This window comes from Streptomyces sp. NBC_01445, assembly GCF_035918235.1.
Classification (GTDB): domain Bacteria; phylum Actinomycetota; class Actinomycetes; order Streptomycetales; family Streptomycetaceae; genus Streptomyces.
Window position 1 is genome coordinate 2,227,481 of record NZ_CP109485.1, and the last position, 25,956, is coordinate 2,253,436.

20 protein-coding genes and 3 pseudogenes are annotated in these 25,956 nt (G+C 68.3%); 13 read left to right on the top strand and 10 right to left on the bottom strand.

The genetic code is table 11. The features are described from left to right. Positions 1-8: 8 nt before the first annotated feature. Positions 9-2,366 (bottom strand): glycosyl hydrolase family 95 catalytic domain-containing protein, encoded by a 2,358-nt coding sequence (locus tag OG574_RS10435; RefSeq protein WP_326778427.1) that lies wholly within the window; start codon positions 2,364-2,366, stop codon positions 9-11. Positions 2,367-3,006: 640 nt separating this feature from the next. On the opposite strand from OG574_RS10435, the gene OG574_RS10445 reads away from it, so the two are divergent. From OG574_RS10445 to OG574_RS52725, 7 genes and pseudogenes are all read left to right on the top strand, one after another. Beyond that, complete coding sequence (locus OG574_RS10445) at positions 3,007-3,444, top strand: ATP-binding cassette domain-containing protein (RefSeq protein WP_326772934.1); 438 nt, start codon at positions 3,007-3,009, stop codon at positions 3,442-3,444. A gap of 103 nt (positions 3,445-3,547) precedes the next feature. Continuing rightward, positions 3,548-4,635, top strand: a pseudogene (locus tag OG574_RS10450) (integrase core domain-containing protein). 291 nt (positions 4,636-4,926) lie between these two features. Beyond that, positions 4,927-5,328, top strand: coding sequence for a hypothetical protein (locus tag OG574_RS10455; RefSeq protein ID WP_326772935.1), 402 nt, complete (start codon positions 4,927-4,929; stop codon positions 5,326-5,328). A 147-nt stretch (positions 5,329-5,475) separates the two neighbouring features. Then, positions 5,476-5,838, top strand: coding sequence for a CU044_2847 family protein (locus OG574_RS10460; protein WP_326772936.1), 363 nt, complete (start codon positions 5,476-5,478; stop codon positions 5,836-5,838). Between the two features lie 47 nt (positions 5,839-5,885). Beyond that, positions 5,886-10,313 carry an nSTAND1 domain-containing NTPase gene (locus OG574_RS10465; protein WP_326772937.1) on the top strand — a complete coding sequence of 1,476 codons (4,428 nt, stop codon included), beginning with the start codon at positions 5,886-5,888 and terminating at the stop codon, positions 10,311-10,313. 251 nt (positions 10,314-10,564) lie between these two features. Then, positions 10,565-11,494 (top strand): annotated as a pseudogene (locus OG574_RS10470) (integrase core domain-containing protein); the annotation flags it as partial. A gap of 106 nt (positions 11,495-11,600) precedes the next feature. Continuing rightward, a pseudogene (locus tag OG574_RS52725) lies at positions 11,601-11,645 on the top strand (hypothetical protein); the annotation flags it as partial. A gap of 60 nt (positions 11,646-11,705) precedes the next feature. Here OG574_RS52725 and OG574_RS10480 read toward each other — a convergent pair. The 3 genes from OG574_RS10480 to OG574_RS10490 form a co-directional block, all read right to left on the bottom strand. Further along, a complete protein-coding gene (locus tag OG574_RS10480) occupies positions 11,706-13,010 on the bottom strand; it encodes a vWA domain-containing protein (protein WP_326772938.1) in 1,305 nt (434 codons plus the stop codon). 92 nt (positions 13,011-13,102) lie between these two features. After that, positions 13,103-14,392: an AAA family ATPase gene (locus tag OG574_RS10485; RefSeq protein ID WP_326772939.1), complete on the bottom strand. Its 1,290-nt coding sequence runs from the start codon at positions 14,390-14,392 to the stop codon at positions 13,103-13,105. A 129-nt stretch (positions 14,393-14,521) separates the two neighbouring features. Further along, entirely contained in the window at positions 14,522-15,970 is a 1,449-nt protein-coding gene (locus OG574_RS10490; RefSeq protein WP_326772940.1) for a hypothetical protein, read from the bottom strand. A gap of 615 nt (positions 15,971-16,585) precedes the next feature. Here OG574_RS10490 and OG574_RS10495 point away from each other — a divergent pair. Further along, positions 16,586-17,209 (top strand): lasso peptide biosynthesis B2 protein, encoded by a 624-nt coding sequence (locus OG574_RS10495; RefSeq protein ID WP_326772941.1) that lies wholly within the window; start codon positions 16,586-16,588, stop codon positions 17,207-17,209. A gap of 1 nt (position 17,210) precedes the next feature. Next, positions 17,211-19,046, top strand: coding sequence for an asparagine synthase-related protein (locus OG574_RS10500; RefSeq protein WP_326772942.1), 1,836 nt, complete (start codon positions 17,211-17,213; stop codon positions 19,044-19,046). Here OG574_RS10500 and OG574_RS10505 read toward each other — a convergent pair. From OG574_RS10505 to OG574_RS10515, 3 genes are all read right to left on the bottom strand, one after another. Next, the gene (locus OG574_RS10505; RefSeq protein WP_326772943.1) at positions 19,030-20,286 is read right to left on the bottom strand and encodes a hypothetical protein; all 1,257 of its coding nucleotides are present in this window, start codon (positions 20,284-20,286) and stop codon (positions 19,030-19,032) included. The genes OG574_RS10500 and OG574_RS10505 overlap by 17 nt on opposite strands. Before the next feature lie 567 nt (positions 20,287-20,853). Then, positions 20,854-21,930: a M4 family metallopeptidase gene (locus OG574_RS10510; protein ID WP_326772944.1), complete on the bottom strand. Its 1,077-nt coding sequence runs from the start codon at positions 21,928-21,930 to the stop codon at positions 20,854-20,856. Positions 21,931-22,110: 180 nt separating this feature from the next. Continuing rightward, positions 22,111-22,296 (bottom strand): hypothetical protein, encoded by a 186-nt coding sequence (locus OG574_RS10515; protein ID WP_326772945.1) that lies wholly within the window; start codon positions 22,294-22,296, stop codon positions 22,111-22,113. Between the two features lie 324 nt (positions 22,297-22,620). Between OG574_RS10515 and OG574_RS10520 the strand changes: the two genes are divergently transcribed. Next, entirely contained in the window at positions 22,621-22,941 is a 321-nt protein-coding gene (locus OG574_RS10520) for a M23 family metallopeptidase (RefSeq protein WP_326772946.1), read from the top strand. A gap of 24 nt (positions 22,942-22,965) precedes the next feature. Here OG574_RS10520 and OG574_RS10525 read toward each other — a convergent pair whose 3' ends face one another. Continuing rightward, a complete protein-coding gene (locus tag OG574_RS10525) occupies positions 22,966-23,322 on the bottom strand; it encodes a hypothetical protein (RefSeq protein ID WP_326772947.1) in 357 nt (118 codons plus the stop codon). A 20-nt stretch (positions 23,323-23,342) separates the two neighbouring features. Between OG574_RS10525 and OG574_RS10530 the strand changes: the two genes are divergently transcribed. Together OG574_RS10530 and OG574_RS10535 are read left to right on the top strand one after the other, a co-directional pair. Then, a complete protein-coding gene (locus OG574_RS10530; protein ID WP_326772948.1) occupies positions 23,343-23,819 on the top strand; it encodes a M12 family metallopeptidase in 477 nt (158 codons plus the stop codon). 78 nt (positions 23,820-23,897) lie between these two features. Further along, positions 23,898-24,647 (top strand): SDR family NAD(P)-dependent oxidoreductase, encoded by a 750-nt coding sequence (locus OG574_RS10535; protein ID WP_326772949.1) that lies wholly within the window; start codon positions 23,898-23,900, stop codon positions 24,645-24,647. Positions 24,648-24,830: 183 nt separating this feature from the next. Here the strand turns inward: OG574_RS10535 and OG574_RS10540 are convergent, their stop codons facing one another. Next, positions 24,831-25,049 carry a hypothetical protein gene (locus OG574_RS10540; RefSeq protein ID WP_442816807.1) on the bottom strand — a complete coding sequence of 73 codons (219 nt, stop codon included), beginning with the start codon at positions 25,047-25,049 and terminating at the stop codon, positions 24,831-24,833. Between the two features lie 153 nt (positions 25,050-25,202). Next, positions 25,203-25,376, bottom strand: a complete 174-nt coding sequence (locus OG574_RS10545) for a hypothetical protein (RefSeq protein WP_326772950.1) — start codon at positions 25,374-25,376, stop codon at positions 25,203-25,205. A 31-nt stretch (positions 25,377-25,407) separates the two neighbouring features. On the opposite strand from OG574_RS10545, the gene OG574_RS10550 reads away from it, so the two are divergent. After that, positions 25,408-25,836, top strand: a complete 429-nt coding sequence (locus tag OG574_RS10550; RefSeq protein ID WP_326772951.1) for a VOC family protein — start codon at positions 25,408-25,410, stop codon at positions 25,834-25,836. Positions 25,837-25,956 lie beyond the last annotated feature (120 nt).

Genomic DNA, 25,956 nt, shown 5'->3' on the forward strand with positions numbered 1-25,956 from the left:
CTCCGCGTTCAGTCCGGCAGTCCCCAGGGGCGCCGCGCCGACAGTGCGGGCACGTCCCGCGGTGCTGGACCGGTGATCCTCTTGTCGGCAGGGGTCACCAACACCACGGCGCCCTTCGGGAGTTGGATCACAGCGCGCCCGACACCCGTCGTGCGGTACGGCAAACGTCGCCCCTGCTCGTCCCGTACGTCGATGTCCCCGCTGATCCCGTGCTCCAGGTCGAGCGGCGCGCCGGCCTCGCTGTGCACCCGTACCCATCGGGTGGCGCCGTCGGCCCGGTCGGCGTCGATGAGGAAGGCGCCCTGGGCGCGCAGGCCCTGGACACTGGCGTCGGGCCAGCTCGCCGACACACCGGGGAAGACCCGCACCGGCCCGGAGTGGCTCTGGATCATCATGTCGAGCACGGACTGGCCTGCGGTGAGCGGGGATTCGACGGCGAGGTTGCCGCCCTCGACGTACATGGTGTTCTCGGTCATCCGGGAGTTGTGGAACACGTTGCCGTCGGTGAAGTACGTCAGCAGGTCGAGGGCCTGCTCGGGACGGCCGATCCGGGCGGCCATCGAGGACGCGGCGGCGAAGCTGTAACCCGCCCACTGCGTACGGTCCTTGACCCAGTGGTCGTAGGTGGTGTCAATCAGGGCACGGTCGGCGGGGCGCGCGTGGTCGTACTCGGCGAGCGGAAAGAGCCAGAGCATGTGCGAGAAGTGCCGGTGCGACTCGGTGAGCGGCTTGTTCGCGCCGACCATCACCCCGGTCGCGTCCTGCGGGTAGGGAGTGAGCCGGTCCAGGATCTCCTGCCAGCGGGCCGCCTTGGGGTGCGTCGTGCGCAGCAGCTTCAGGCACTGCAGGAGGGTGGTGCAGCCCCAGCGCACCAGGGACAGGTCGTAGGTGCAGTCCTCTGCGTCGGCCCACTCCGGTGAGCGGGTCAGCGGCAGATGCAGGGCGCCGTCTGAACCCTCGTACAGGAAGTGGTCGTAGAAGTTCACCGCGCGGGTGAGGATCGGGTAGAGCACGTCGCGGACGACCGCCAGGTCCATGGAGTGGCGGTAGCTGAGCCAGATGTTGTGCAGCGCCCACAGCAGGTTGCCGGTGTTGTCGGTCTTGGAGGCGGTGCCGGGGACGCCGACCGTCTTGCCACCGGTGCGCAGCATCCAGTCCGAGGGGTGCGCGAGGGCGTAGGTATCGCCGTCACGGTACTCCGCGGGGACGGAGGTGGGGAGTTCTGCCTCGAAAACCTTGAACGTCGAGGTGACGGAGTCGAGTTCGGGGTGGTTGGAGCCTTGCAGCAGCCAGCTGGCGATCTGCACGTTCAGGTTCCACCAGACGGCGGTCCAGCTGCCGCCGGTCTCCGGATACCACGGCCCCCACTCGGACAGGGACGGCCCGTTCGCGCGGGTGGCGCTGGCGAGCTTGTACAGCTGAATCCAGTAGAAGTCCTGGATTCGCTTGTCGGGTACGGAGACGAAGCTGCGGCGGTAGTAGCGGTGCCACCAGGATCGGTGTTCGCTCAGCAGGCCCGTGGTGGAGGCGGCGAGGGTGCGGTCGACCGCGGCGAGGGCGAGGCGCGTGGTGCCGCTCAGCTCCTCCGGGTGCCGGTAGACGACATGGGCGGCCAGCACCCGGCGGGTGCCGTCGCGGCGCTCGCGCCAGGCCGTGGTCCAGCCGCCGCCCGTTATCAGCGGCTGCTCGACATAGGAGGTGCCCTCGGCAGTGCCGGTCGCGGGGTCCGGGTTGCCCACGTAGTCGGCGGGCTTGTCCTTTGTGCGCGACGTGGTGGCGGGCATCCAGGTGAAGGACCAGGCCGCGTCCTCTTCCCCCGGGCTCGGCTCGGTGAACGCCACCAGCGCGTCACGGGAGTTGTGCACCAGGATGCTGAATGCGACGCTGCCCCGGGCCGTGGTGATGGTGCCGCGCAGTTCGGCGTCGTACAGGTCGAGGGTCCAGTCGACGGCGGTGATCTCGCCGGAGAGGCTGAGGGTGAGACAGCCGATCGGCAGCCGGGAGTATCCGATGGCCGCACGCCACTGCCCGCGCTGGTCCTGCACCTTGGTGTGGCTGAGCATCACCTGGAGGGTGTTCGCGGCGGCGCCCTTGGAGACGACGGCGCCCAGCAGCCCGTTGCCGAGCAGTGCGCCGTCCTTCCAGTCGGCGGGCAGCGTGCGCCAACGCAACGAGGCGTCGCGCGCGACTCGTTCATGGGGCGAGACATCGGTGGAATGCGCGCTCGTCCCCACGGTGGCGGCAGAAGCGGCCCAGGCGGAGGCGGTCTGCGGGAGAAGCGTGGCTGCGCCCACTCCGGTGGCCAGAGTGAGAGCGGTCCGCCGGGAGGGGCGGGAGGGTGCGGCCGAGATGCGTCTCTCGTTCATATAAGTGACTCCCATACTCGGAGGTGAACCCGCGTCCCGGGAATGATGCAGCCAACACCCCTTAGCCACAAGGGGCCTTGAAGCAAGAGATCCGATCTTTTCGCGCGGCCGCGGACGGGAGGCCGCCGTCCTTGCAGTCCGGCGCGGTCCGATTGACCAGACGTAGCAGCGCCGCCCACTCGAGGGCGCAGGCGTCATGGTTCTCACAGTCGGAGGCCGCGTCCCGCGCGCACGAGGCGGCGGCCTCGGCCTACCGTGAGGTGCCGTCGGCGTTGCGTCGGCACCCGGAACACGTGGGTGCGAGCCCCAGCCACGAGGTCCTGCCGGACACACCGCAGGCCCTGCGTCTCGCACGTCTGGCACTGGCGGGGCTTCGGGCCGTGGCCCGTTTCAGGCTGCCCGCCCCGACCCTCCAGCCAGGCAGGAACCGGCAGCGCGTTGCACACCACCACCCACTCCGCGTCCGTCATGTCCGACGGACACCTGCGCACCCCGTTCGGACAGTCGGCCGCATTCCCGAACCGGTGCGCGAGGCAATCACACGACGGAACAGTCGAGTTGAACTCCAGTACGGCAAAAGCGGGAAGCGCCCGCCCACAGTCGACGATCTCTACGACCCCAGTCTGCTGCCGGAGACGTCATGAACAGTGGCGCTGTCAGCACGGGAGTTGAGACGACGGCGATGAACCCAGCCCCCACTCAACCAGTCATCAAGGTCCAGGACGTCAGCTTCGGCTACGGCGAGAAGACCATCATCAACCGCGTCAGCTTCGAGGCACAGGAAGGAGAATTCCTCTCCCTCATCGGCCCGTTCGGCTGCGTAAAGAGCCCACTGCCGGCGATGATGGACGGCGTTCTCACCCCGGACTCGGGCTCCGTTCTCGTCGAGGGCAACATCCCCCGCACCGGGGCGGTTCCCGCGCCACGGTGTCCAGTGCTTCGCGCTCATGCCGTGGGAGTCCGATCTGCACAACGTGACGCTGGGGCTGCGCTACAAGCGGCCCATCTGAACCGAAAGCAGCGTACGGAAATCGGTCTGGAGTACCTGGAGACGGTCGGGCTCTGCGGGTGCCGATAAATCATCCGCGCAGGTCACGGCCTTGATTACCTATCGGCGAGCCGCGCACACCGACCTTTGATTGTCTTCCCGCGGACCAATGCGGACGGCATCATGATCTCTCGTGCTGCTGCACCTGGCCTGCCTCGCCGCCACCAACGCCTTCGCGTTGCTACGTCTGCTGCCAATGAGCGACCGGGACCAGGACATCGAGATCCTCGCCCTGCGGCACCAGCTGATGGTCCTGCAACGCCAGGTATCCAAGCCGACGTTCACCGACACCGACCGGGTGATCCTGGCCGGTCTGCTCCGCCGCCCAAGAGAGAAGCTGCGGCATCCCCTGCTGCTGGTCCACCCAGAGACGATCTTGCGCTGGCACCGCGACCTGCTCACGCGGAGCCATGCCGCGACCTGCGCGCCGAAGCGTCGCGGGCGCCCGCCGACCGTCCGCTCGATTCGCGCCCTGGTGCTGCGCCTGGCACGGGACAACAGCTCATAGGGGTACCGCCGGATCCACGGTGAACTTGCGGCGCTGGGCATCAAGGTCGCCGCCTCCACCGTCTGGGAGATCCTCAAGGAGCACGGCATCCCGCCCGCGCCCGAACGGCAGAGCGCGACCTGGGCGAACTTCTGCGCAGCCAGGCCGACGCACTGCTCGCCTGCGATCTCTTCGAGGTCCGCACCCTGGCTGGGGCGCGGCTGTACGTCTTCGCCGTCATCGAGCGCCCGACAAGACGCATCCGGGTCCTGGGCGCCACCGCGCACCCGACCGCGCAGTGGATCGTGCAGCTCGGGCGCAACCTCCTCATGGCCCTCGATGACGCCAGCAGCAAGGCCAGATTCCTGATCCGCGACTGCGACTCGAAGTTCACGACCCCCTTCGACGCCCTTATGGCCGACGCCGGCCAGAAGGTGATCACCACAGACATCCAGATACCCCGGATGAACTCGCTCATGGAGCGCTGGATACAGACCTGCCAACGCGAGTTCCTGGACCGCACCTTGATCTGGAACCAGAACCACCTTATGGATGCGCTGCGCGAGTTCGAATCCTTCTACAACTGGCATCGACCGCACCGAACGCTGAAGCAAGTCGCGTCCCTTCGCCCACTACCCGAACCGATCAACGCACCAGCGCAGATCACGCACCTGGAGGTCCGCCGAGGAGACCGACTCGGCGGAACCCTCCACGAGTACCAACATGCCGCCTGAGCAGGCCGGATGATCAATCGGCATCCGCAGTGTCCGCACGCAGCACCAGCGCGGCAAGCACGGCCTGCCGCCGAACCGGCCCCAGATCCACCGGAGTTCCACCACGCCAGGCGCGCAGCGGTCCGAGCAACGCGATCCGAAGCCCCTGAGGATCTCGCTCGTCCACCGCAAAGCCTCCACTCCCGCTCGCGTACATCATCCACATCATCGGAATTTCATCAGCATTGCAGCACCCCCGCCCATGCTGATGGACACGACATCGCACAACTCGCACAACTGAAGGGGGTCCCGGTGACCGAAGTGGACTTGGTGGCCGTCGCGTTGGCCACGGGAGCGGCGGCCGGCCTCACGGAGACGGGACGCGGGGCCTTACATGACCTCTACGCCAGATTGAGCGAGGCGGTCCGGCGACGGTTGACCAGAAGTGGCGGCTACGGCGTACGGGTACTGGACGCCTACGAGGCTGACCCCGACGTGTGGCAGACCCGGCTGCTTCAGGTGCTGCGGGGTCCCGGCGTGGAGACGGACGAGGAGATCCTCGCGGCGGCCCGTGCTGTGATCCGCGCGGAGCGCTGGACGGGGGACCTCGGGCGCCACCGACGAGGCACCGGCGAGGGAACTCGGCATGCCCCTGCGGACGTAGCGTCCCAGGATCCACCGCAGAGGCATCACCCGGTCGCCAGCGGCTGCTGAGGTTGCGGACCTCCGCTCCGTAAGACGGCTTGTCCCGCCCGGAGGGCAAGGCGGTGTGGTTAGACCTGCCGCATCGTCCCGAAGGCGTGCGGTCTCCGGAGGCAGGTGCCGCTACGATCTGCAGCTTCCGAGTAATGGAGGAGAGTCATGAGCGACCGCCCCGTCCACACGGTGGAAGTTCCTCTGGGTGACGGCAGTGACGAGTCCGTGCGCGTACAGATCCGGGAGGTGGACGAGACGCTCGTCCGGGTGGGTCGGGGAGGCCGCTCCATAGCGCGGGCCGAGCGGTCGTTCGGACAGATGCTGGACACGGTACGCCCCGTGGCGGAGAGCTTTGTGGGGCGGTTCAAGGGGCTTGCGAACGCGCCGGACGAGATCACGCTGGAGTTCGGGGTGTCACTGTCGGCCGAAGCGGACGTGGTGATCGCCAGTACGGCGACAGCGGCCAATTTCTCCGTGAGCTTGACCTGGAACAGGAGTGAAGCGAGAGACGTCAACGGAGATACTTAACAAGGGAGTTGAGCCAGCCAGGGCGCAACGGGGGCACGGAGGTCGTGGTGACGGTGGTTCAGGAGCGGGGGGCCGAGGAGGCGGAGTCGGCACTGGCCTCGGCCGTCGTCCGTGTCAAGGGGGCGGACGGTGCGATTGGCGGTGCGGGCTTCCTCATCGCTCCGGATCTGGTGCTGACCTGTGCCCATGTGGTGTCGGATGCGCTGGACCGGCCCCGGGAGGACGAGGTGGGGGCCGGGACCGAGGTCTCGGTCGACTTGCCGCTGGCCGGGAACGTCGACGGTGTCGACGGGGGCGAGCAGAGTGCCGAGGTCCAGCGCTGGATTCCGATCAGGGCCGATCAGAGCGGGGACATCGCGGTCCTGCGATTGCGCAACAGGATCCCCGGAGCCCGCCCGCTTCCCATGGTCGACCCGGTGCGCGACCTGTGGGACCACGATTCGCGTGCCGTGGGCTTCACCGATGACACTCCGGGTGAGATCTGGCAGAGCGGCAGGTTCCGTGGGCCCACTCGCCAGGGCTGGATCCAGCTCTCGCGAACTGACGGCGAGGCCGTGTACGTCAAGCAGGGCTTCAGCGGTACCCCCGTCTGGGACAACGAACTGGGCGCTGCCGTTGGGATGATGGTGGCGGCGCAGCCGGTGCGCGAGGCTCAGCAGGCGTTCGTCCTACGGACGCGAACCCTGCTGAAGGAAGTGCCTGAACTCGCCCCCTTCGTTGGCCCGGCAACGCCCTTCCGTGGCCTGTCCACCTTTCAGGAGGACGACGCGGATGTCTTCTTCGGCCGGGACGACGACATCGACCGAGTGGTCACCGCCCTGCGGGGCGATCAGCCCACCGTCACGGTGTACGGGCCGTCGGGATGCGGCAAGTCGTCACTCGCGCTGGCTGGTGCGGTGCCGAGGATGCGGCGGGACGGCTACCGAATTCTGCGGGTGAACGCCGTGCACTCCGATTCCCCGCGGGTTGCGCTCGCCAACGAACTCTTCGAGATGGTGCGGTCGGGGCAGTACGGCCCTCCGCGTGCGGAGAGCGCTGACCAAGTGGAGTCGTGGCTGGTCAGGTTGGGGCTGACGGACACCGTCCACCGTGCCCTGGGTTCGGCGGCCGACCGGCTTCTCGTCGTACTCGATCAAGCCGAAGCGCTCCTGGACCATCGTCGTAAGGCGAGGGCCAAGGAGGTCGCCGATCTGCTGTTCCCCGAACGACAGCACGACGGATTGCGGGTGCTGGTCACTCTGCGGGCCGACTTCATGGACGCCGCGCTCAACCACGCGTGCCTCGGCCCCGCACTGAAGAAGGGCGTGACCGTCCCGCTCACGCCGATGTCCCGGGACCAGCTTGCGCAGGTGATCAGCGAACCGGTCAAGCGCATCTCGACTGTGGACTATGAACCGGGCCTTGAGCGGCGCATCCTCGACGACGCGGGCGGCGAACCGGGAATCCTGCCCCTGCTGGGATTCGTCCTGTCCCAGCTCTGGAAGCACAAGGCCGCCGGACGGCTGCGAACCGCAACGTACGAAGAGAACGAGGGCGTGTCCGGCGCCCTGAAACTCCACGCCGAGCAAGCATGGCAGGAATGCGTCGAGAAACAGCACAAGGGCAAGGGCGGAGAAGAGGACAAGGACGAGGACGAGCGGAAGAGAGAAGCGCTGCGGCTGCTCACCGGCCTGGTCCGGGTACTGCCGGGCAGTGAGGCTCCGCTGCGCCGCATGCTCACCCAGGAGGAGGCCAATCGAACGCAGTGGCGGATCGCGAAGTCACTCGCCGCGCGACGACTGCTTGTACTGCATGGGGACGAGGGGCAAGCACAGAGTGTCGAGCTCGCCCACGAGGCGCTGATCAGTGCCTGGCCGACGCTCGCGCAGCAGGTGAAGGCCGACGCAGAGTTCCTGGCCGGCCGGGCCGAACTCGGGCACGACCTCGACCGTTGGCAAAAGGCGAACAGGTCTCCCGATCTGCTGCCCAGCTCGCTGCAACTCCTGTCGCTGCACAACCGGTTGCACAGCCGTGAAAAGCAACTCACCCCGGAGGAACGAGACTTCCTCGACCGCGCGCAGCGGCGTCAGCGTGCGAGGCGCAACCGCGTACGTGTCGCGTGGACTGCGATCGCCGTGGTGTTCGCACTGATCGTCGGACTCGGTACCTTCCTCGCCTACCAGTCGCGCGTCAGCACACAACGGGAGGCGGAGGGGCGGTCACGTCTGTTGGCCAACTTCTCGGAAGAGGTGGCTAAGCAGGATCCGGGGCAAGCCGCACTGATTGCCATGGCGGCGTACGAGGTCGCGCCGACGGATGAGGCCCGCAATGCCATGCTGCGCAGGTACGACGAGTTCAAGGGCGCCGCGTGGCTGCTGAGTGGGACCGAGGGGAAGATTCAGGACGCGGTGACGAGTGTGGACGGCACGGTGACACTCGTGACGTCCGACAACGCGCGTGCCACGCTATTCGTACGGCAGGCCGGGGGAAGGATTCTTCGACACCAACTCGGCCTCACCGAGATGGCCCTCCATCCGTTGGTCAGCCGAGATAGGCGGCGGATCGCTTATCTGTCGGCGGCCGGGACACTGGTCTGGCGCGACGTCAATCCCGAGGCCGGCAAGGCGGAGGACATGCTGGGGGCGGCGCACACGGTTCGGGACGCGGAGTTCAAGGACAAGGCCGACTTGGAAGTGCAGAGCGACGAGGACAGCGTCATGGCTTTCTCGCCGGATGCCCGGCACCTGGCCAGCGTGGGGGATGGACGGCTGCGGGTGTGGGACTTGGAGGCGGCACGCTACCGGGAAGTGCCCGGGAGGGTGCCCGCGACCGGAGTGTCTGTGTGGTTCGGGCCGGACGAGGACACGCTCGTGGTCCGTCGGCCCAGCTCGGGCAAACGTGGCTCCTCACTGGCGGCTGTGGATGTCAGTACAGGGAAGGTGCGCGAGCTGGCGGATGGCGTCGACACGAGCGCGTTGTTCGGCCCGGCAACCACCCTGTCGGGAGACGGAAGCGTACTGGTCGTCTGCAGCGCGCAAAAGCAGGGCAGCACGACCGACGCCGTCTACCGGGCCCTGCGCGTAACGGACGGGCGGATGCTGAACAGCTATACCAACAAGGATGACAGCTGCGAAAGCATCGCCGTGGACGAGAAGGGCGAGCGCTTCGCGGTGAACCACCTTGACACGTGGACACTCGTCGGCACCAGGCGCGGCAGCCAAGTGCAGCAGGCCACGGGGCCGTCGCTGGAGAACCACACCGGCCGTCTCCTCGGAGACGCACACGCCCCGGTGGTGCTCGCTCTCGAACAGGACGAGAACGCGCTGACCGCCTTGCCGCTGAACACGGGCGACATCGAAGCCGACGACATCGTCGTCAACGATCCGAAACTGATCGATGGTGGGAAGGCGATGGTGGCCCGCGTCCGGCAGTGGGACGAACCTGACGATGACGAGACCCTGGCGCTCATCGACGTGCCCTCCGAACGAATCATGTCCGAGGTGAAACAGCCGGAAATTCCTGGGACACCAGCCTCTCCGGACCGGGTGAACTCGCTGACAGTCAACGACGCCGGGACGCTCGTGGCGGACGTCGTCGGCCGGAACAAGATCCTGGTCCGGCAGATCCCGTCTCTGCGCAAGGTGGCGGAGATCGCCACGCTCACGCCTCCCGACGACACTGCGTACGCGGAACCGCTGTTGCTCGACTTTGACCGGGGCGACGAACTGCTGACGGTCTCCGGCAGCCGGATCGAGCACTGGAACGCCAGGGAGGGTCGCCTCCTGTCCAAGACCATCGACGTCCGTGCGCTCAAGCTCGGCAAGAAAGTCCCGCCTGTATCCAGCTCGGGGCTGGGAGACGTTGATTCCGGCTTCGCGGTCAACAGCCATTCCGAGGCGGGATATGTGCAGATCATGGTCAAGGGCGATCCGACCCTACACGCCGTCAATCTACGAACGGGCAAGGAGAACAAGACACTACGCGTCAGCCTCAGCCCGGATGTCGAGCGGGCCTTCCTCGACAGCAGCGGACGGTACGCGGCAGCGAAGACACCGGGCGGCATGCTGGAATTGTGGTCGGTAGGGTCCCGACATTCGCCGAAGAGAGGCGTCGGTCCGCTCGGGCCTCTGGGAGCGAACGACGCGTTCACCGGCAAGGGGTTCACCTTCAACTTCACAGGAAGTGAAGGCGAGTTCTACGTAGCCAACGGAAGCTCTGTGCGCTTCCAGCAGGCATCGGACCCCAGCCACTTCGAGTCCTACGACTTCTCGAGGAACCAGCACTTCATGGCGGCCACCAGAGACGGGAAGACCTTGGTGCGGGCCGTATCCGAAAGCGGCCTGGGGGGAAACGACGGCAGAGGACGGCTGGACCTGATGCGCCTCGACCCCGAACTCTGGAGACGCCATCTGTGCGACGCCGTCGGTCGTGACCTCACCCAGGACGAGCGCCGTGGGATGCCCGCCGGACTTCCGGACCGGATCTGCCCGGCCTGACCGCCGCTGAGTACGCCTGCCGGAGGCGGCCTTGTACAGCGGCATGTGGGACTCTCTGCGCGACTTGGGAAACGATCACTTCCTGGCTGGGAAGCGATCTTCCACGGCTCACGTTGTGGCTGCTCCGAGGTACCCGTGAACACCCCGGAAGGTTGTCCTGAGACGACACGGCCAGCCTAGACCTGTGAGGCTCGTAAAGTCATCGCTGCAGGTCGCGACCATCGCGCGGTCTGTACTGGAATCATGCCGGCGTGATCGTCTCATTGCTGTACAAAGTCGCCCGCAAGCTGCCGTCCGTCCCCGGGGTGCTGCTGAGTCGCGACAGCACCAAGGCCGCCGAGTTGCTTGTCCTCCGCCATGAGAATGCGGTGCTACGCCGTCAGATCACCGGACCGGTCTGCTACGAGCCTACGGACCGGTTCTGGCCGGCCGCCCTCTCCCACCTGATACCCCGTCACCGCTGGCGCGAGATCTTCCCGGTCACGCCTGGCACGCCGCTGGCCTGGCATCGCAGGTTCATCGCGGCGAAGTGGGACTACAGCACCCGGCGCACCCTCACAGGACGCCCGCCGACCAGGGCGGCACTCAAGAAGCTGATCCTGCAGCTCGCTCGAGAGAACGCACAATGGGGGCACAGGGCACAGGCGGATCCAGGGCGAGCTGACCTGACTCGGGCACCCGATCACCGCGTCCACGGTCTGGGAGATCCTGCACGCGGCGGGCATCGGCCCGGCCCCGCGCCGTACCGGCCCGACCTGGAGGGAGTTCCTCACCAACCAGACCCAGGACATCACCGCCGCCGACTTCTTCCATCTCGACACTGCCTTCGGACGCAGGCTGTACGCGCTGGCGTCCCTCGAACACCGCACCAGACGCCTGCACATCACCGGCGTCACCACACACCCCAACCGCGAATGGGCAGTGCAGCAGGCCCGGAACCCAGCCGCCGACCTGGGCACACGCATGGAGTTCCTGCGCTTCCTGCTGCGTGACCGCGACAGCAAGTACGCGCAGTCCTTCGACGCCGTCTTCGAGGCCGAGGAGATGGAGATCCTTATGAGCGGGCCCCTCGGATGAACGCCCACTGCGAGCGGGTGATCGGCAGCATCCGGCACGAGGCCCTCGACTATGTCCTCATCATGAACGAGGCCCACGCCCGACAGGTCCTGGCCGCCTACGAACGGCGAAGACCTGCCGCCCCAAGCGCACCGGACGCCCACGCACGTGCGCTGCGTCCGCGTCCTGCCAGGGCCTGGGACGAGGGGTTTTACGACGACCTCGTCATCCGTGCCGATCGAGAAACTGGCAGGTCTCAAGCCCTCTTTCCGGCCGGACGGGACGATCACCGCTGGCAATTCCTCGCCGCTGAGCGACGGGCGCCTGCTGCCTTCCTCAACCGATGGTGACGACGCGCGCCCAGGACGGCGGGATGTCCGGTACGTAGTCGGGGTCGTCCTCGTCCGTGGCGCGGGCGGGGCGCGGGAACAGGCCGACGACGGTGCGGCAGGGCGGCTGTCCGGAGGGCCACGGCGTCTGCCCGTCGGTCAGGGCGACGATCACGTCGGGGCGGGGCTGGGAACGGAGCGCCCGGGCGAAACCGGAGCGCAGATCGGTTCCGCCGCCGCCGAGCAGCTCGAGGCTCTCGGCACGGCAGAGCGGGACGGCGACGCCGGCCGCCGCGTCGCAGGAGATCACCGAGACCAGGTCGCGCCGCCCGCCGACGGCCCGCGAGATCGCCGCGACCTCGAGGAGCGCGCTGCCGAGCTCGGCGTCGCTCACCGAGCCGGAGGTGTCGATGACGACGCAGACGCGGGGCGGCGTACGGCGAAGGCTCGGCAGAACCACTCCAGGGACGCTCGCCGAGCGGCGGGACGGACGCCGGTAGGTATGGTTCTCCCCCACTCCGGGCGCACTCGCCGCCGAGCGGACTGCCGCGCCCAACAACTGCCGCCACGGCTGCGGCGGTTGGAACGCTTCGTCGGCCCACCGCCGCCACCCTTCCGGAGCGTCGCCGGGCCGGCCTTTGATGCCCTCCGCGACCCGGAAGCGAACCGCGTCTCGCTGCTGCCGGGTGAGTCCGTTCGCCCCGCTTGGCCCCAGCTCCCACGACCGGTCGTGCCCGTCGGCACCACTGCCGCAGTCCAGCCAGGCCAGTTCCGCGCCGAGCCCGGACATCGAGGCCGTCCGCAGGTACTCCTCCATCAGCAGACCGTCGGGTAGTCGCAACAGCGACGGCACGACCGCCCCGAAGGGCCGGGGCAGTCCGTCACCGTAGATGTCGTCGTTGATCTCGAAGTCGGCGGCGATGTTCCGACGCAGCCGCTCGCCCGGCCCGGACTCCTCATGCTCCCGCGCATACCGCTCGCCGCGCCCGTGGTGGTCGCGGAGCAGATGGGAGACCTCGTGCACCCAGACACCCGCCAGTTCCTCCAGCGGTGTGCGGGCCACGAATCCGGGCGACACGTAGCAGCGCCAGTGCGCGTCGACCGCCATCGTCGGCATCGCACGGTCCTCCACCACATGCAGCGCGAAGAGCGCGTCGGCCAGGTACGGGCGGACCTTCACCGCGTGCAGCCGTGCGGCGAGCAACTTCTGCCGGTCCAGCGGGAGTCCGGGCCGGTCGGCGGGCCCTCCAAAGCGGTCCGGTCGCTCCGGCGGTGTCGCCCGCACCGGGCGCGGGGGCGCGGGCGGGGACATGGGGCGCGGCAGCGGGCGTGGTCCCGGGCGCTGCGCGGCAGCTGTTGCCGATCGCGGGAGCGGGCGCGGTCCGGGGTGGTTCGCGGCTGCCGTCATCGGCGCGCCCCCGTCATGCGACGGGCGTCGGCTGCTGCCGCGACCCGTTCCACCGACCGGTCCGCAGTCCGGGCGAGTCCGACAACGCCGGCCAGCCGTTCCACCTCCACCGGCACCTCCCAGTCGTCTCGTCGCAGCCCGGCCAGCGCCGTTGCCGGGGCGACCAGGAGGTCCGGGGCTCCGGTCTCCAGGGCCCTGACCAGCACGGCCCAGCCCGCCTCCCACCGGTGCCGCTCTGGCCGTGCCCCGACGGCGGCCACCACCGCCTCCAGCGCTGCCTGCCGCAGATCGCCCCGCTCCGGCAGCTCGGCGGCGGTCGGGTCGGCGAGCAGCGACTCCGGGTCCGGTAGGTCCATTCGGTCGAGGTGGGCGAGGAGTTCGAGCCCCGGCCCGTCCCCCACCGCGCCCCGCACCAGCAGCGCGAGGACGTCCCGGGAGACGGAGGCCGCGGTACCGAAGGCGAGCAGGGTCAGCGCGGCCTCCCAGCTCCGGGGCGACGGCCACGCACCCCCGCGCCGCGCCTCGGAGGTCGGCAACCGGTGGATCAGCGTCGGCCGGGCCTTGAGGAATCCGCAGACCGCGTGCCGGGCGAACGTCACCGCCTCTGCTAGCCGTTCCGGAGCGAGCCGGGGCAGCTCCGCCCGGGGCCAGACCCCGCCGAGGCCGCGTACCACCACGTCCCGGTCGTGCACCCAGTTCAGGTGCACGAAACGGTTGGCGAGGGGCGGGCTCAGCTCCCACCCGTCTGCTGCCGAGGCGCGCGGGTTGGCGGCGGCCACGATCCTTACGTCTGGCGGGAGCTGGAGCGCTCCGACCTGCCGTTCCAGGACGACGCGCAGCAGTGCGGCCTGGACGGCTGGGGTGGCGGTGGAGAGTTCGTCGAGGAAGAGCAGCCCCCGTCCGGCGCGTACGAGTTCGACGGCCCACTGCGGCGGCGCCATCGGCACGCCCTGCACGGTCGGGTTGTCGCCGACGATGGGCAGCCCGGAGAAGTCGGACGGCTCGTGGACGCTGGCGATCACCGTCGTGAGCGGCAGGTCGAGCGAGGTGGCGAGCTGCGTCAGGGCAGCGGTCTTGCCGATGCCCGGCTCACCCCAGAGCAGCACGGGCAGGTCGGCGGCGACGGCCAGGGTGAGCGCTTCGAGCTGTTCATCGGGGCGCGGCTCGGTGGTGGTCGTCCGCAGGAGGGAGAGGAGATGGGCGGCGAGAGCCAGGTCCGTATCGGTCTCGGGGGTCGCGGTGGCGGTGGCGAGGGCAGGGACGGGCAGGACGGTGCTGGAAGTCATGGGGCATCACCTGGAGTGGGAGAGGAGAACGGGGCGTGCCGTTCCTGAGGGCGTGAGGGCCTGCGGCGCGCAACGCGCCGTGCGTGAGGGGGACTTCGGCGAGTCAGCCGATGAGTGAGTGAGGGCGGATCAGATCTGACCGGTACGAGGTCGGCCCCGGCTGCCGCGCTTGCGGCGCGCTGCAAGGGACGTGGCGCGGCCGAGCCGGGGTCGGTGGCCCGCTTCCGTGTGCCGCGCGCCCGAAGCGTGCCCGCCCCGTGGTTCGCCGGGGCCGGCGGGTACGTCGGCCAGCCCCGCGCGGAAGAGCCCGTGATCGATGCGGCGGATCGCGGCCGACTCCAGTTCCTCCCTGAGCGGCCCGTCGCGCAGCACCGCAGCGGGACCGAGCAGCCCCTCGACCACGGAGAGCGCACCGGTGACGTCACCGTGGCGGAGGCGTTCCCGTACGGCGGGAAGCGCCTCAGGGTTGCGGTGCACCGCGTCGATCGCCCGCAGGCAGGGCAGCGCCGGACCCCCGAGCGCCACCAGCAGGTCCTCTCGGCGGAGTTGGTCCGGGTCGTGATCGACCGCGCTCAGCACCCCGTCGCGCAGCGCGATGCGATGGACCTCGCCCCGGCACTCCACCCGGTGCGGGTCGCCGGGCTCGGGGGCGCGGCCGGCCACGGACTTCGGGCCGTCTTCCTGCACCGCCTGGGCCACGAGCGGATGCAGCCGCCCGACCGCGATCAGCCCGGCCCGTAGCAGTTCCAGATCGGGAAGAATTCGGGCCGCCGCCTCAGGTAGCACGGGCAGCACCGCGACTTCCTGCGGGGGCAGTGTCTCTCGCCGCGGCCGGAACGTCGGCGCGTGGTTGTCGTCGGGGGCGACGAGTTCGAGTACGGCACGACTGCGCGCTCCGAGCCGTACGGTGAAGGCCCCACGAGAGCGCCCCTCGGCCTGCAACAGCAACTCCGCCTCGGCGGCCCAGCTGGCCACTGCCCAGGGCGAGTCGTGAAGGGCGGGCCGGCCGGGGGGCGCCACGGACGGCGCACCTCCGCGCCGCGCCAGTTCGCCGCTCCGTCCCGAATCCCAGAGATGCCGGTGCAGATCGAGCCGGAAACGCCGGTCGGGATGCGGATGCGGATGGAGGTACGGACGGTTCGCGGGACGGTCGTTCGCCGACCCCTCCCACACGCCCAGCGACATCCGCTGTCCGGCGTCCGCGTAGGCGGGCGGTGTCCGCACCACGAGGTGCGGCGGTGTTCCGCCGCACCTCCCGTAACGGGCCAAGGAGATGGTGAGGCCGGGCCTCAGGCGCCCGTCGGGGGCGATCCTGGGCATGTGCCAGCGGAGCAGATCGGGCGCGAGCCTGCGCAGATCTGCACGGATACGGGTGGCGATATCGGTGCCGTGGCGGTCGCGCACATAGCGCAGATCGAGGTCTACGTCGATCCGGGCGGCGGCACAGGCCCCCGCCCAGTCACCGGCCGCACGGCGCGCGGTCGCGGTCTCGATCATGGACGGTGGCACGGCGTACTCGCGTACGCGCTGCCACATCAACAGGTGGGCCGGAATCTCCTGCGTGAAGTGATGTGCCATCAGCACTCACCTTGCGCGGACGATTCCTCCGATCCCAATGAGAGGAAGGTGTTCATCGCGGGCATCGTAACCACACCGAAGACCATCTGTCAGTCCCTTTCGAACCGCCCGTCCGCGGTCCGGCCGTCTACACACGTACCGACCGCGCCACACAGGGCGAGGCCCGCGAAGCTGTCAACTCCAGCGATCGCACCCTCACCAGCGCCGAGAAGGATCGTCCCTGGTCGCCTCTATGCGACACCGTTGGTCACTTGTGGATATGCGACCAGGGAGCGCCCGGCCTTCTCGCCGCCGGACGGGGCCTTGGTGGTGCAGCCGTCCACGGAGATCTCGCTCAGCCCGGGGCGGCGCTATTCTGCCCGGTTGCAGGGCATCCTGGGCAGAGTAGCCTCGAATTAACAAGCGCTGACCGATCCTGGAGGTAGGCGATGTTTCTCCGACTGCTGCGGCGTCGTACGCCGCGTGGGCTTGTCCTTTTCGGCAACGGCCGTCTGATCCAGGGCTTCAGCGGCGGCCACTACGACGGTCACGGATACCTTTTTTGATACACCGTCGACAAGTCGAACCGGGCCCGCCGCAGGGTTGCCGCTGCAGGCCGACCTTGGAGGATGTGTGGTGGCAGAGGACCCCGATGCCCTGGCAGCCATGACGCGGGTCCTGTCACCGCATTGCCGCGTCACCAGGATGTCCAGTGGAGCGCTGATTGCGGACTGGAGTCGGACGCGTTTTCTTGGAATGGCGACGGCGGACATCCAGAAGTTCGTGGACGAAAGCTCCACGGAACGCACCGAACTCGTCACCGGTCTCATCCGTGCCGGGTGTGCGACGGCCCGCCGAAAGAAGCATTCGGACGTCGAGATCGGGCTCTGGCTGCGCGGAGTGCACGTGCTGATCCGGACCATCGGATTCGGGCGCGTCCTTCGGCTCCTGTCCTTAGCAGCCCCGGATTATGCACGAGCAGACCCCGCCTCTGCCGAGGACGTCGCACGGCTGAAACGAGCAGTGCAATCACACAGCCGCAGAAGCTGGTTCGTCAACGATGACTGCAAGGCCGAGGCCGTCACGGCTTTTGTCCTGCTGCGGCGGCGCGGCCTGAAGGCCGCGCTTCACGTTGGTGTACGCGAGCACCCTTTCGCTTTGCACGCCTGGACGTCTTCGGCCGGCGTGTGCATCCCTGACGCCGATCCGCGCGGGCACGCGTTCACTCCGGTTCTCACGATCAACGGCGGAGGCCAGTGACGTGGAAGCACTCCGCCTCGACTGGGCCGGGAGCACACCGAAGCTCTCGGCAGCCGGGGCCATGGCCGAGCAGGGGCTCGTGACGACGGTCTCCTCCCAGGCCGGAACCGCGGTGGTCGCCGGCTGGGTCGGCTCGGTCCGGGACCGCATGGCGGGTGCGCGCCGCCTCCTCGACGACTTCGGCCGTCCGGGAGCCGTGTCGCGTCTGCCGACCGGCGACTACGCGGCTGTCCTGGTGTACCGCGACCGCATCCTGCTGATGCGGGACGAGCAGGCACGTATCCCCCTGTTCTTCAGGGAGTCCGGCGGCCGTGTGAGCGCGGTGAGTACCTCGGCGCGCCACCTGGGCGCCGGAGCGGAGCTAGAACGTCGCTACTTCTGCCGGTACCTGACCGGGAACACGGCGCAACCCCACTCGGAACTCACCCCTTTCGCCGGGGTGCACCGGATGCTGGGCGGCGAGGTGGTGGAACTTTCGCTCACAGGGCAGATACGCGGTCGGGTGCCGCGACACGTCCGTCAGGCGGACGACCTGTCAGTACCCGCGGCAGACGCCCCGTCGGTCCCGGCAGCAGACGGGGCCCACCTCAACGGCGCCGCGAAGGACCTGCGCCTCGCCCTGGAGAACGCTGTCGGGCGCCGTATGGGCAGGACGACGGCTTGCCATGTCTCCGGCGGCACCGACTCCACCAGCGTCGCGTTGCTCGCGGCACGTCTGCTGGCCGCGGGACAGGACCGCCCTGGGGACCTGGTCCTGCTTGCCGGACGCTTCGGCAGAGGAGAACTGGCCGAGGAACAGCCGTACCTCGACGAGGCGATGGAAGCGATCCGCCGCCATGTGCCCGCGGCCCACCCGATGATGATCGATGTCGATGACGTGGCCGACTTCGACGACTTTAGGCACCACGCAGGGGACACGGACGAGCCTCATGCGCACGCCTTCCGCGCTCCGTTCTGGAGCAGCCTCCATGCCGCCGCGGCGGAACTGGGCTGTGACACCCTCATGACCGGCTGCGGGGCCGATCCGATTGCCGACGCCAACCCGCTTCACCTGCACAGGCTGGCCCGCACAGGACAGCTCCGGCAGATGACGAAGCAGGCACGTGCCTGGGCCACGGGCGGCGAGCGGGGCTTGCGGGACGTCGTCTCCGCATACGTAGTGCAGCCGACTCTGCCGCTGGCCGCCGAACGGCTCACAGCGCTCGTCCGCCGCCGCGGAACGGTGCTCGGCGGCCTCGGCAACTTCGCCCGCCCCCGATGGCTGCGATCCGGATTCGCGCGGGCTCACGGCTACCGTGAGGCCAGCGTCGCGGAGAGCCGCTTCGTGTTCGGACGCCGGCCGGAACAGTCGCTCTACGACGCGGCCAACTACATCGCCGCTCCGGACCCGCTCTCCTGGCGCCGCGCAGGGCAGGACGGATTCTTCCTCTCGCACCCCTTTCTCGACCTGGAGGTCATCGCCACGATGCGCCGCCTCCCCGCCGAAGCCACGTTCCATCCGGGCCGCCCGAAGGCGGTCCTGCGCGAGGCCATGGCAGATCTGCTCCCGCCCCGGATCCTCGGCCGAACGGTCAAGATCCCCTTCGACGAGCTCTACGCCCGCGGCTTGCGGACACACGGCGACGAACTCATCGACCTCTGCCGCTCCGCGCAGCATCCGCTGATCGCGGAGATGTTCGACGTCGAGACGCTGTGCCGGGCAGTGCGGGAGGCGCAGCTCGGCATCGGGGACTCATACTCCTGGGATCGTATGAACAGCTCTCTCGCCCTGGTGGTGTGGCTGGAGCGATCGGACCAGCGCTCCCGCGCGCTCATGCCGGTCACCGCCGGCCCCTGACATCCCACAGGGTCCGTTCGATCGGGCCCTGCATGGAGTCGACGATGCCGTACCGGCTCTCCAACTCGCGGTCTTCCGATTCCCTGTTGACGCGGTCTTCCTCGCCGTTTCGCCTGATGGCTTGCAGCAGGCCTGCACCATGCACACCGAACTGCCAATAGACGGTGACGTAACGGGTGTCCCTGGTATGCGCGGCGATCGCGTTGTTCTCGTACACCCGGCCGCGGTAGACGACGTTGTCGAAGTCCTTCGCCGCCTTCACCCAGTTGGGCACCTGGCCGTCGCTCCAGGAGTACCCGGTCAGTTGCATCCGCGACAGGCCGAGTCTGTCCTTGCGTGCGAAGCTCCCGTTAGCGTAGAACGCCAACTGGTCGTACGGCGTGTCCATGGGCAGTTGCACGACCGTCCGGGTGACGATCGTGTCACCCGGCTCGATCCAGTTTCCGGCGGGCGCCCATGGCTGCGCCGCCACCAGCTCGCCGGGCTGCTGGATCTCCCGGCGGGAGAGCGGGTGGTTCTCCTGGAATGTCCGCCACTTCTCGGCATCGTCGCGCCACTGCTCGCGCTTCCGGTCCGTCGCGCTGATCTGCACTCGTTCCCCCATGGCGTGGAACTCGGTGCCGAGCACGTAGAAGCCCACATCGCTGCGGTTCTCGGCCCTGATGTCGACCGGCAACGCGAACGCCTTGCGGTCCTGCCTCAGCACAGGCTTTCCCACGGTCATCGTGATGAGGGGTCTGGCGCCGTGCTGGGACGGCTGGTAGAGACGCTCGTAGCCGAAGTTCGCCAGTGCGATGAGCCCGGTGGCGATCACCGCCGCGGCCACCCGCTTCGGAGCGGGGATCTCGACCGATGTCCGCCACACCGCGAAGACAGCCCAGGCGCAACCCACCGTGATCAGGCACCACAGCACCCCGTAGGCCGTGGAATCGACGTCCTTGAGCGTCATGAGCAGAAGCGCGGCGTTGGTCAAGAATGCCGCGACCGTGCCGATCAGCGCGACCGTTCCCGAGTAGGGAATACGGTTTCGGGACCAGTGGTCCCAGACCGCGACGGCACCCACCAGTGTGGTGACCGAGACCAGGATGAGGATGGCACCGGTGATGCGACCCGCGTAGGTCAGGGCGCCGACGAGGTCTTCGAAGCCGAGCCAGCCCAGCGGCAGCCCCGTCAGAAGCAGAACCACCAGGATAAATGCCATGGTCGCCGGTGACCGCCTGTTGCTCGTCGGGACCAGCAACTCCCGCAGACGGGATCCGACGCCGGACCAGAGGGGAACCTTCACGTGGTCAGCTCCCGACGCCACAGGCCGATGCGGGAGTGCCGTCCACTTTGATGGTGACCGCGACCGGAAACACACCCGAGCCGGCTGGTGCACGGTCCCGCCGGTCGGTTCCGGCCTACGCCAACTGAAGCCAAGAGGTGTCTCCTTCGAACGTCACTGCGGCACCGCACGGGTGGAGCGCTGTCCGGCGAGCCCCTGACGGCTTACTTCCTGCGGCACGTACCTCGCGGTGGCGTCTCGGAGCATCCGATCCCCGCAGCGGACCAGGAGACCTGCTGCTGCGCCGGGACTCGAGCACCATCGTCCGTGATGATCATTCGGATCACCATCCGGATGCCGCCGGACGGCCTACACGAATGAGTCCCCTTCGGGCTCCGGACCGGAGGTTCGCTGTCGTCGATCCTGCGGCGAACGAGGAACTCATGCGGATCCTCGTCGGCGGGGATGAGCGCCCAGCCCTGGGTGCAGAAGCCCTTCATGCCGATCACGCAGGCGCTCAGCGCTACTGGGACACTGGCCGACTCAGGCCGTGGGTATGCCGACCGCATCCCACGACTGGAGTACCGCATCGCGCTCCTGCGGCCCGTAGGCTTCGGCGGCGTCCACGGTCCGCCGTGCGAAGGACGTGAAGTCGGCGTCGCTGGCAAGCGTGCCACTGGCGAGCACGTCGTACCAGATACGGCCAGCGCCATCCCAGGCGTGGGCGCCAAGCTGGGTGGCGGCCAGGTAGAAAGCGTGGTTAGGGATGCCCGAGTTGATGTGCACGCCGCCATTGTCGGCGAAGGTCTGCACAAAGTCGTTCATGTGGGCAGGCTGCGGATCCTTGCCGAGCTCATCGTCGTCGTACGCGGTGCCGGGCGCCTTCATCGAGCGCAGCGCGACTCCCTGCACTCCGGGGCGCAGCAGTTCCTCTCCGATCAGCCAGTTTGCTTCCTCGGTTGTCTCGCCCTTGGCGTACTGCTCGACCAGGGACCCGAATACGTCGGACAGGTGCTCGTTCAGAGCTCCGGACTGGCCCACGTATGCCAAGTTGGCGGTGTATTGGGTGACGCCGTGGGTGAGCTCGTGGCCAATGACGTCGGGGGACTGAGTGAAGTCGCCGAAGATGTGCCCATCCCCGTCGCCGAAGACCATCTGCTCGCCGTCCCAGAAGGCATTGTCGTAGTCCCGGCGGTAGTGAACGCTGGCGTCCAGCGGGAGGCCGGCCCCGTCGATGGACGAGCGGGACAGGGTCTGCAGATAGAAGTCGAAGGTGGCTCCAAGGCCGTCGTAGGCTTGATTGACCGAGGTGTCCGGTACGTCGGTCTCGCCCTCTCCGCGTATGCGTCTGCCGGGCAACTCCTGCCGGTGCTCGGCGTCGCGGACGGTGCGATCGGAGTGGCCGGGCCCGCGCGTCGGCAAGGCGGCGGTCGGGCCGATCTCGGCCGTTAGCCTGCGTTGGACGCGTTGTGCCGCGTCGAGCGCAAGGGTGCGGCGGGCAGGCTCGTTCACGGCCGGGTCCTCAGCTCGGGCCAGCCGGTTGAGCAAATGCGGCGGCACGATTGCACAGGGTGTCTTGGCCACGGGCCTGAGCAAGGAGCCTCGGATGTCGTCGGTCATGGGAGGTGCTCCGATCGGTGCGGTAGCGCATCTCATCCGCCTGACGCTCGCGCTTTTCGCGGGTGGTGGTACGCGTGCCGACATTGGACTGAAGTGGTTGACGAACAGCGTCACCGTCTTCTGATCCGAGGCCCTTATGTCCACCCTCGAGGCAGTCCCGTGAACAGTGCTGCCGGTCCGTCAGATGCTGGTACGAGCCGTCGACGCCTGCGACACGCGTAAGGCGCCGCCCCCGCGATACTGGGTGCCGACATACTCAAGGAGGTCGACGGGATTAACAACCTGAAGAGCACGCACGTCCGCCTTGAGATGCCGCGGCGCGAGGACGTCTTCATGTCGAAGGTGGCCGATTGCTGTGCCGAGCATGGAGTTCTCTCCCTGGAGGAGAAGACGCTTCCGGTTTCAACGGGCGATCCATGCGCGCGCGTGCTATGTCATCAGTTTCCGCCCGTTACCAGAGGTCTGCAACTCAGCGTCCAGCAGCTTCGACCGTGGCCCGTCACTACAGCCAGGTCTCACCGAGGGGGCGGCATTGGCCTCGGCGCCGGCACCGAGGCCAATGCCCCGAAACCAAGGCGGGTTGGCGCAACTCGGCGTGTGTTTCAGGCCTAGGCTCGACAGCATGAGACCGCTTCCGGTCGCGTGATCAGGCCATATCTCGGGCATTTTGCTGACATACCCGAGATATGGATGTCGCAGGCCATCAAGAAGGACCTCGGCAATCGCGTGCCGTGTGACCAGGTGTTTCTGCCGAAGGAGATCGCACATATCACGGCGGACCTCAATGCCACCGCGGAAGCCCAGCTGGATCTCGTGCCCTTCGCTCATCTCAAGATCTTCTTCACCAACGATGGACAAGGCCTGGCACCGCATCCGCCGTGTTCCGCTCGGGCCGGGCAAAGGGTCGCCGAAGTGGGCTCGACCGGGAACGCCACCGGACCCCACCTGGACTTCGAAAAGCGCCCGGCTGGTGGTCGTTTCGGGTCCGACGTGACTCCCAGCTGGTCGTGACTTCCAGCAGGACGTCCGGCGTTGTCAGCCGTCCTGCTGGGCGGGCTTGGTCCAGTCGGGGTCGGCCCAGCGGCGTGGCTCGGTCGGATCGGGCAGATCCGTACGGTACTTGGGGTCTCGCTCCAGGCGGAGCCGGACGCTTGTGTGCAGCACGGCGTGCTCGGGTACGCGGCGCGAGCGCCGGCCGGCCAGCATCCAGAACGGGCCGTTGTGGTGGATGGCCGCGTCGGCGAACTCCTCGGTCACCACACACGCCTCGGCGTATGCGCCGGAGCGGAAGACCAGGTCCTGGCAGACTTCATCGGTTATCCACTTGAGGGTGATCGTCGAGAGCAGGGGATCGCCCTTCTTGGACGGGCTGGCGATGTTCGAAGGGGACATCGTGCTCGGTACCGTGGAAGATGGCCGAACAGGCCGACGCGGGGCCCGTGCTCGCGGCTGTCGGGATCGTGCCGTCCGAGCAGGGGCAGCAGCGTCGCTGGCCGAACGCGACTGTGCCGTTCGAGATCGATCCCAGCCTGTCCGACCCGCAGCGCGTCACGGACCCCATCGCCCACTGGGAATCCCGTACCCGCATCCGGTTCCTCGAACGAACCCCTGCCAATGCGGCTCAGTTCCGGGACTTCGTGCGCTTCCTGCCAGGCAGCGGATGTTCTTCGAACGTGGGCCGACGCGGCGGTCTGCAGACAGTCACGCTGGGCCCTAACTGCTCCACCGGCAACGCCATCCACGAGATCGGTCACACGGTGGGCCTGTGGCACGAGCAGAGCCGCGAGGACCGTGATCAGCACGTCACGATCGTGTTCGCGAATTGGGCATGTTGGAGCGGATCACGGCTCCGTCATCCGGGTGAGGAGCCCGCGGCACCTGCCCGTTGACGCTGACGACCCGCGGCCGTACCGTGCGGCGGGCAGATACGTGACCGTCGTTCATAAACGAGGACATGGGGTGGGGTCGTGGGGCAGCGCAGGGTCGTGGTGTCGGGTGGCGGTACCGGGATCGGGCGGGCGGTGGCCGAGGTCTTTGCGGCGGACGGCGACCACGTCGTCCTCATCGGGCGGCGCGAGGGGCCTCTGGAGAAGGCCGCCGGAGAGCTCGACGCCGCGCACGGTGCGGGAACGGCCTCCTGGGTCGCCGCCGATCTGAGCGATCCCGGCCAGGCCCGCAGAGCCGTGGAGTTCTGCACCGCGGGCGGCGCGCAGGTCGACGTGGTCGTCGCCAACGCCGGCGGCAACGTCGCACCGGCCCACGACGGCACCCTCGAAGGCATCGCGGACAGCTTCCGCTGCAACTTCGAGGCCAACGTGCTCACCGCCGTGCTGCTCACCGAAGGGCTGCTGCCGCACCTCACCCAGCCCGGCGGCCGGATCATCCAGATGTCGTCCATCGCCGCGCTGCGCGGCCCCGGTTCGTACGGCGGCTCCAAGGCCACCGTCAACACCTACACCGTCGACCTGGCGCAGAAGCTCGGCCCGCAGGGCATCACCGTGAACGCGGTCGCTCCAGGCTTCGTCGCCGACACCGAGTTCTTCGGCGACCGGGCCACGCCCGAGTTCGTCGCCGCCCGGACCAAGCAGTCGCTGACCGGCCAGGCGGGCCGGCCCTCGGACATCGCCGCCGCGGTGCACTATGTGGCGTCACCTGAAGCGGCGTACATGACGGCGCAGATCGTGCATGTGAACGGGGGAGCAGCGCTGGGACATTGACGGTCCGTTACCGGTTCGCAGCCGCCCGGCGCGCGACCAACCCGACTCCACGCTCGTTGCACCGGCATGGGGATCTCGCCATTGAAGGTCGTTAATCTTGAAGTTGCTGGTCAGGGGGCTGGAATGGGTGGGTGATTGGGTACTCGAGCTGGTCGTGGGCGGGTGTCGATGGTGGATCGTCTGTCAGCGGGCGACTTCGTGGTTCGTGGGTACGAGCAGCGCCCGCAGCAGCGTGGTGGCGTGGCGGGTGTCGAGGCGGAGCTTGGTGAGGATTCGCCAGCTTTTCAGGTGGGAGAAGGCGTGCTCGCAGGCGGCCCTTTCCCGCGCGATCAGCTTGTTGGCTTCCTTCTTCGCGCTGATCACCGGCTTGGTGCGGGCGGCCTTGTAGCCGGTGATGAGCACCGGGTTGTCTGGGTCGTCGTCCAGGCCGATGAAGCCGAGGTCGCCGAGCGCGCCCAGGCGCCCGTGGACGCGCGTTGTCCGACACGACGTCGATGATCTCGGCGAAGGGTTCCGGGGACGTGGACGTCGTCCGCTGCGTCATGGAGTTTGCACTCACAGGCCTCGGCCGTCGCGGGCGAGCGGCCCGTGCCAGCGTTCCTCGGTCTCGTGCAGGAGCCGTGCTACGGGCGGGTCCGGGGCGGCGGAGCAGGACAGCCACAGCACCTCCTCGATGGTGCCGTGCAGGCGACGCGTGGTGGCCAGCGCCGCCTCCAGGACGCCCCGCACGCGGCCCTCGTCCGCCTGCTACGGTGCGCCGATGTCAGCGATCAAGAAGTTCCAAGTCACCTTTGACTGCGCAGAACCAGAGCGTCTCGCTCGATTCTGGTGCCAGGTGTTGGGGTACGTAATACCGCCGCCACCAGAGGGGTTTGTCACTTGGGACGATTTCAAGCGTTCGCAGCCATCTGAGCAGCGGGATTCATGGTTCGCCTGCATAGATCCCACAGGCGTGGGCCCGCGACTGTACTTCCAGCGCGTTCCCGAGGGGAAGGCCGTCAAGAACCGGGTTCATCTTGATGTGCGGGTCGGCACCGGACTCGTGGGTAAGGAGCGCCTCGCCGCACTTGAGGCCGAATGCACGCGACTGGTCCCACTCGGTGCGGTACACGTGCAAACGCTGTATGACGGCAACGACGCGTGCATCCCGATGCTGGACATCGAGGGCAACGAGTTCTGTATCGACTGAGCATTCTCTGAGCCCGGGCGGCGGGGGGCCGCCTCCCTTGGGTCTCTCCGGCCTCGTATGGGGCGGGAGTTACCCCGTGAGGGCGAGGTTCTGCAGATGGGCAATGCCCAGCATGGCGGC

Bases quoted from the DNA above. Each gene is read 5' to 3' on its own strand.
- OG574_RS10435 (WP_326778427.1), bottom strand. From the start codon at position 2,366: ATGAACGAGAGACGCATCTCGGCCGCACCCTCCCGCCCCTCCCGGCGG.
- OG574_RS10445 (WP_326772934.1), top strand. From the start codon at position 3,007: ATGAACAGTGGCGCTGTCAGCACGGGAGTTGAGACGACGGCGATGAAC.
- OG574_RS10460 (WP_326772936.1), top strand. From the start codon at position 5,476: ATGAGCGACCGCCCCGTCCACACGGTGGAAGTTCCTCTGGGTGACGGC.
- OG574_RS10480 (WP_326772938.1), bottom strand. From the start codon at position 13,010: ATGTCCCCGCCCGCGCCCCCGCGCCCGGTGCGGGCGACACCGCCGGAG.
- OG574_RS10485 (WP_326772939.1), bottom strand. From the start codon at position 14,392: ATGACTTCCAGCACCGTCCTGCCCGTCCCTGCCCTCGCCACCGCCACC.
- OG574_RS10490 (WP_326772940.1), bottom strand. From the start codon at position 15,970: ATGGCACATCACTTCACGCAGGAGATTCCGGCCCACCTGTTGATGTGG.
- OG574_RS10510 (WP_326772944.1), bottom strand. From the start codon at position 21,930: ATGACCGACGACATCCGAGGCTCCTTGCTCAGGCCCGTGGCCAAGACA.
- OG574_RS10515 (WP_326772945.1), bottom strand. From the start codon at position 22,296: ATGCTCGGCACAGCAATCGGCCACCTTCGACATGAAGACGTCCTCGCG.
- OG574_RS10520 (WP_326772946.1), top strand. From the start codon at position 22,621: ATGTCGCAGGCCATCAAGAAGGACCTCGGCAATCGCGTGCCGTGTGAC.
- OG574_RS10525 (WP_326772947.1), bottom strand. From the start codon at position 23,322: ATGTCCCCTTCGAACATCGCCAGCCCGTCCAAGAAGGGCGATCCCCTG.
- OG574_RS10530 (WP_326772948.1), top strand. From the start codon at position 23,343: ATGGCCGAACAGGCCGACGCGGGGCCCGTGCTCGCGGCTGTCGGGATC.
- OG574_RS10550 (WP_326772951.1), top strand. From the start codon at position 25,408: ATGTCAGCGATCAAGAAGTTCCAAGTCACCTTTGACTGCGCAGAACCA.